This window comes from Cellulomonas biazotea (assembly GCF_004306155.1).
Taxonomy (GTDB): Bacteria; Actinomycetota; Actinomycetes; order Actinomycetales; family Cellulomonadaceae; genus Cellulomonas; species Cellulomonas biazotea.
On the sequence record NZ_BIMR01000224.1, the window covers coordinates 1 to 5,758 of the forward strand.

Below are 5,758 nucleotides of genomic sequence, written 5' to 3' on the forward strand. Positions count from 1 at the left end.
GCGAGCGCTGGTCGCCCCGCGCCGCCGGTGCACGGCTCGTCGCCCTCACCGACCGCGCCCGCGCCGGTGGCACGGCCGGACGCGCGGCCCGCGTGCAGCTCGTCGTCGGGGCGCTCGCCGTGCTGCTGCTCGCCGTCCCCGTCGCGTACTACGTCGTCGGCGGCACCCGGACGTTCGCGGTCCTGCAGGACGTCGCGACGTGGCGGCCCGTCGTGTGGTTCCTCGTGGGCGCGGCCGCGCTGGCCGTCGCCCTGTCCGGCGTCCTCGTCGTGCGCGGTGTGCGGGGCCTGCGCGCCGACCGGTCGCTGCCCGTCCCGGACCTCGTCGCGCTGCGCTGGTACGCGCTGCTCACCCGGTCCGGCGCGGTCGTCGTCGGGGTCGTCGCCGTGGTGGGCGTCCTGCGCGGCGCCGACGGCGACGACCGGCTCGTGCGCACCTGGCACATCCTCGACGCGCTCGGCGACGCGCTGCTGGTCATGGGACTCGTCATCGCCGTCGCCGGGCTGTTCCTGTTCCCGCCGTTCGGCGGTCTCGCGCTCGCCGGCGGCGGGATGGTCCTCACCACGACGATCACCGCGGAGCTGCTCGGCACCCTCGCGCTCGGAGGCGTCGTCGGGCTCAGCGGCGTCATGCTGTCGCAGGCCGCGGGCTCGACCGGCGAGGGCGGCTCGTCGGAGGGGTCGAGCGGGTCGAGCGGGTCGTCCGGGTCGTCCGGTAGCGGGTCGTCCGGGTCGTCGGGCACCTCCGGCACGCAGCCGACGGGGTCGGCGGGCGGCACGCCGACCGGCCCACGCACGAACATCCCGCGCAACGCCAACCCCGAGCTGCGCCGCAGCCTGCAGCGCGAGCAGGACTCCGCCGACCGGCTCGCCGACCTCGGCTACCGCGTCGAGCAGAACCCGCACCTGCCCGGCACGAGCCGCAACCCCGACTTCCGCATCGAGGGCAGGATCTTCGACAACTACGCGCCGACCCGGAGCAACCCGCGCTCCATCTGGTCCGAGATCCAGGGCAAGGTGACCGAGGGCCAGACGTCGCGCGTCGTGCTCAACCTCGACGACAGCGCCGCGTCGATGGACGCGCTGCGGACGCAGTTCACGCGGTGGCCCATCGAAGGGCTCGACGAGGTCATGGTGCTGCGCGGCGGGCAGGTGCTGCGCCTGTTCCCCTGACAGGATCGCCCCGCGACCCGCGTGCCCGACCGAGGCGCCTGGCCCCGCCGACAGCCCGACAGCCCGACAGCCCGACAGCCCGACAGCCCGAAGGAGGATCCGTGCTCCGCTACACGCTGGCCCTGCGCACCGACGCCGGAGTCGACGACGTGTCCGCGCGCCTGCACGCCCTGCTCGGCACGCCGGCGCCCGCCGCGCTCGACGTACGGGTGTCCGCCGTGACCCACCCCGTGCTGGCCGAGGAGCTCGCCGAGCAGCTCGGCGCCCCGGCGACCGCCGAGGTCGTGCTGGCCGTCGACACCAAGGCGCCCGAGGACGAGGTCCTGCACGCCGAGCGGGCGCTCGCCGTGGCCGTGGCCCGGCTGGTCGTCGACACCGACGCGCTCGCGTGCCTCACGGTGCAGCTCGACCGCGCGGTGCTGCGGCGGACCGGCGCGGACCTGGTCCTCTACGCGTGGTTCACGCCGTGGTCCGACCCGGAGGTCGTCCTGGTCCTGCCACCGCACACGCTCACCGACGACGAGCAGTCCGGCCTCGCCCCGGGCGCGTCACCGCTCACCTGAGCCCACGCGCCGGCTGACGACGGAGCCGCGTCAGGGTGTCGTGCCGAACGTCCCCCACCGCTGCGGCGTGCGGCCGTCGGCGAGCTGCGGGAACCACGGCCGCTCGCCCTGGGCGACCTGGTAGGCCGTGAGCGCCATGGCCGCGGCCGCCCGGCCGACGCCGTCGACGTCCGGACCGCAGCGCGTGAAGCCGACCTGGCGCCCCGCGCCGTCCCGGTCGCGGAGCTGCGTGATGGTGACCACGGAGCCGTCGGGCAGCTCGACGGTGCGGCTGCGCCCGTAGCCAGGGCGGATGCCGACGCCCTGCACGACGGTCGTGCCGTCGAGCACGGCCGCCAGACGTCGACGGTCACGCCGCAGCACGGGCCGCAGCGCGAGCCACGCGACGAGGGTGCCGATCCGCACCCCGACGAAGGTGCCCACGACCCACGCGACGACCGCGACGACGACGGCGGTCGCGAAGGTCGCGGCGGGACTCCCGTCAGACCGTCCCGCTGCGCCGCGCAGGGACGACCCGACCGCACCGACCGCGACGACGGTCACGGGGACGAGGGCGAGGACCGCAGCCGTCGCGACGACGACCCGCATGACGCGGGGCCCGAGGCGGGCCTCGACCTGGCGCCGCGCGGACGGCCGGGCGGTGTCGCGGGCCGGTGCGTCACCGGGCGTCGTCAGGGCGCGCACCGGGGTCGGGGCGGGCGCCGGGGGCGCGGCGAGCAGCACGGTCACGGCGCGCACGCTAGCGGCGGCGGTATGCCCGCTTCGCCGTTTCGCGCCGGATTCGCCCGACTGGAGCAACGGCCGCCCGGGGTCGCGTCACGCCGAGCAGCGCGCCCGACGTACGAGTCAGCCCAGCAGGCCGATGAGCCGGCCGATGCCGGCGGCGAGGAGCAGGCCCGCGGCGGTCCAGGCGAGCATGCTGCCGCCGACGTAGCCGACGAACCGCCACTTGTGGGCGGCGTCGCCCTCGAAGCGCGGTGCGGGGGCCCAGCGGACGGTGTCGACCAGGTGGGCGACGCGCGAGCCGGTGGCGGGGGTCGTGTGGTGCATCGTGACGGCGGACATGCGGGGACGCTCCTCGTGAGTGCGCGGACGTGTGGTGCTGTGGGCGCCGGGGTTGCCGGCCACAGCCATCGTCCCATCATGTGGACACCGTCGACATGGGCCGTTCGGACCATGTTCGTCACATTCCGGGGGCGGTTCGTGGCGATTTCCGGACGTCTGTCCAGGACCGTTGCGGGTGAACGCGGCCGGGCGCGCCCGCAGCCCCGGTGCGCCGGCGCGGGGAACTGGGAGGATCCGGCAGGAACCCGTCGCAACCAGGCGGTACCAGACGGTACGTTGTGCCGCCGTGAGCGTCTCCCTCCAGTACGTCGCCGAGCGCACCATGCCCCTCGCCCCGCACGAGGAGGTGCTGGTCGCGCGCGTCGTCGACGAGTGGAACGCCGCGCTGCGTCTGAGCGCGCCGCGCCTGTCGTTCGACGCCCCTCCCCTGCCGCCCGCCGTGGTGCTGCGCGGGACGACGGCGCTGCCCCCGCACCCGTTCCACGCGCTCGCGTCGCTCGTGCACTGGTGCGGAGCGCTGACGGAGCTGCGCCGGGCTCTGCCGGACGCATGGTGGTCGGTGCGGGTCGACGGCGACGACATCCCGTGGGAGGACGGCAGGGGCTACGCGCTGCCCGGCATGGACGACCCCGAGCTGCTGGCGGCGCTCCCCCGCTGAGCCCCCGCGCGGTCCCGCCCGCCCTCGCTGCGCGTGCGGGGAGGGCGTCTGCCGACCGCGTATCCGTTCGAGCCGGGGCGGCACGCCGGGATACCGTGCTCGGCGTGTCGTCCCGGATCGTCGAGTCCGTCGTCCCGCACAGGCTGGGCACCGGCTTCCGGTGGCTGCTCGCCTCGTCGTGGACGACGAACCTCGGCGACGGCATCGTCCTCGCCGCCGGGCCCCTGCTCGTCGCGTCGCGCACCGACGACGCGTTCCTCGTCGCCAGCGCCGCGCTGCTCCAGTGGCTGCCGCCCCTGCTGTTCGGGCTGTGGGCGGGGGCACTGACCGACCGGCTCGACCGCCGCCGCCTCGTCCTCGTCGTCGACTCCCTGCGGGCCGTCGTCCTCGCGCTCCTCGCGACCGCCGTCCTGCTCGACGCCGCCCCGATCGCGCTCGTCCTCGTCGCGATGTTCCTGCTCGGCACCGCGGAGACGTTCGCCGACAACGCGTCGTCGACGCTCGTGCCGATGCTCGTCCACCGGGACGACCTGGTCGTCGCGAACTCCCGCATCCAGGCCGGGTTCGTCACCGTCAACCAGCTCGTCGGACCGCCCGTCGGCGCCGCGCTGTTCGCGACCGGGCAGTCGGTGCCGTTCTTCGCCGACGCGGTCCTCGTCGCCGCGGGCGCCGTGATGATCTCCCGGCTGCGGCTGCCGCCGGTGCACACCGAGCGCGTCGCGACGCACATCCGCCACGACATCGCCGAGGGCGTTCGCTGGGTCCGGCACCACGCCGCGGTCCGCACGCTCGTCCTGACGATCCTCATCTTCAACGTGACGTTCGGCGCCGCGTGGTCCGTCCTCGTCCTCTACGCGCAGCAGCGGCTCGGCCTCGGTGAGGTCGGGTTCGGCCTCGTCACGACCGTGCAGGCCGCGGGCGGGCTCGTCGCGACGTTCGGGTACGGGTGGCTGACCCGGCGCATCAGCCTCGCGAACCTCATGCGCATCGGGCTCATCATCGAGACCCTCACGCACCTGGCGCTCGCCCTCACGACGACCGCCTGGTTCGCGATGGTCGTCTTCTTCGTGTTCGGCGCGCACGCGTTCGTGTGGGGCACGACGTCCGTCACCATCCGGCAGCGGGCCGTCCCGACCGCGCTGCAGGGCCGGGTCGGCAGCGTCAACCTCGTCGGCGTGTTCGGCGGGCTCGTGATCGGCGCCGGGATCGGCGGGCTGCTCGCCCAGCGCTACGGGGTGACGGCGCCGTTCTGGTTCGCGTTCGTCGGGTCGGCGGTGTTCGTCGTCCTCATCTGGGGGCAGCTGCGACACGTCGCGCACGCCGACGAGCGGGACGCACCCGAGCCCGCCTGACATCTCGGCGTGCCGCGAGGTCGCGCAGCGCGACCACCCCCGTGAGGACCCGCGGGGACAGCAGGACCGCCCCCAGCAGCAGGGCCTCCCAGAACGGCCACGTGGTCGGCCCGTGCACGACGACCGCGTCCCGCACCCACACCAGCAGGTGCCACGTCGACGGCACGAAGAACGCGACGAAGAACCACGCCGCCACCGCGTACCCGGCGGCGTGCACCCACCGGTACCAGCGGGCGACCGCGAGGTCCCGCGCCGGGGTCGCCGCGAGCGTCGCCGCCTGCTCGTCCGAGAGCCTCCGCACGGACCTGCGCAGCAGCAGGCGGGTCGTGCGGTCGAGCGACGTGCAGCCGAGCAGGGCCGTCATCACCGCGTAGACGTCGGAGCGCAGGAAGACGAAGAGCTGCACGACGAGCGCCGACAGCTCGACCACGACGACCGCCGCGAGGAACGCGTCCGGGCCGACGAGCGCCGCGCGCAGCAGCAGCGCGACCAGCAGCACCACGGCGTCGAACCCCATGCCTGCCAGCAGCGGACCGACCCGCCGCCGCGGTGGCAGCGCCCACAGCCCGGTCAGGTTCGTCTCGAACGTGAGGAAGTACAGCCGCCGCGTGATCCGCAGGCGGGCCGGGACGCCCGTCGCCGCCGCGGCCATCACGTGCATGAGCTCGTGGACGCCCGCCAGCACGTAGGTGACGAGCGTGACGACTGCGAGGCTGCGTGCCGCGCTGTCCAGGAAGAACACGTCCAGCGGGTCGGGCCGCAGCCCCGGCACCGCGAGCATGAGGACGACCGCGACGACGCCCGCGAGGGCCGCGACGACACCCGCCACCCGCGAGAACAGCCAGCGCGCACGGGCGCGCGGCGCGACGACCCACCCGCCCGGCGGCCGCTCCTCGGCCGGCGCGTCGGCCGGCGCGACGGCGTCCTCGTCGACGGCCGCGACGAAGC

The 5,758-nt window shown here is 75.2% G+C and carries 7 protein-coding genes; 4 read left to right on the plus strand and 3 right to left on the minus strand.

The genetic code is table 11. The features are described from left to right. Together CBZ_RS21535 and CBZ_RS14085 are read left to right on the plus strand one after the other, a co-directional pair. A partial coding sequence (locus tag CBZ_RS21535; RefSeq protein ID WP_373862181.1) for a CdiA C-terminal domain-containing protein occupies positions 1-1,172 on the plus strand: 1,172 nt, incomplete at its 5' end. A gap of 101 nt (positions 1,173-1,273) precedes the next feature. Then, the gene (locus CBZ_RS14085; RefSeq protein WP_130782149.1) at positions 1,274-1,735 is read left to right on the plus strand and encodes a SitI3 family protein; all 462 of its coding nucleotides are present in this window, start codon (positions 1,274-1,276) and stop codon (positions 1,733-1,735) included. 30 nt (positions 1,736-1,765) lie between these two features. Here the strand turns inward: CBZ_RS14085 and CBZ_RS14090 are convergent, their stop codons facing one another. Together CBZ_RS14090 and CBZ_RS14095 are read right to left on the minus strand one after the other, a co-directional pair. Continuing rightward, positions 1,766-2,464, minus strand: a complete 699-nt coding sequence (locus CBZ_RS14090; protein ID WP_130782150.1) for a hypothetical protein — start codon at positions 2,462-2,464, stop codon at positions 1,766-1,768. A gap of 117 nt (positions 2,465-2,581) precedes the next feature. Continuing rightward, the gene (locus CBZ_RS14095) at positions 2,582-2,800 is read right to left on the minus strand and encodes a chemotaxis protein CheW (protein ID WP_130782151.1); all 219 of its coding nucleotides are present in this window, start codon (positions 2,798-2,800) and stop codon (positions 2,582-2,584) included. Between the two features lie 286 nt (positions 2,801-3,086). Between CBZ_RS14095 and CBZ_RS14100 the strand changes: the two genes are divergently transcribed. Continuing rightward, positions 3,087-3,458 (plus strand): hypothetical protein, encoded by a 372-nt coding sequence (locus CBZ_RS14100; protein ID WP_130782152.1) that lies wholly within the window; start codon positions 3,087-3,089, stop codon positions 3,456-3,458. Positions 3,459-3,553: 95 nt separating this feature from the next. Next, complete coding sequence (locus CBZ_RS14105) at positions 3,554-4,810, plus strand: MFS transporter (RefSeq protein ID WP_130782153.1); 1,257 nt, start codon at positions 3,554-3,556, stop codon at positions 4,808-4,810. Here the strand turns inward: CBZ_RS14105 and CBZ_RS20980 are convergent. Further along, positions 4,746-5,758, minus strand: a 1,013-nt coding sequence (locus CBZ_RS20980) for a hypothetical protein (protein WP_165446782.1), incomplete at its 5' end; no start/stop codon positions are given. The two genes, CBZ_RS14105 and CBZ_RS20980, sit on opposite strands and share 65 nt — an antisense overlap.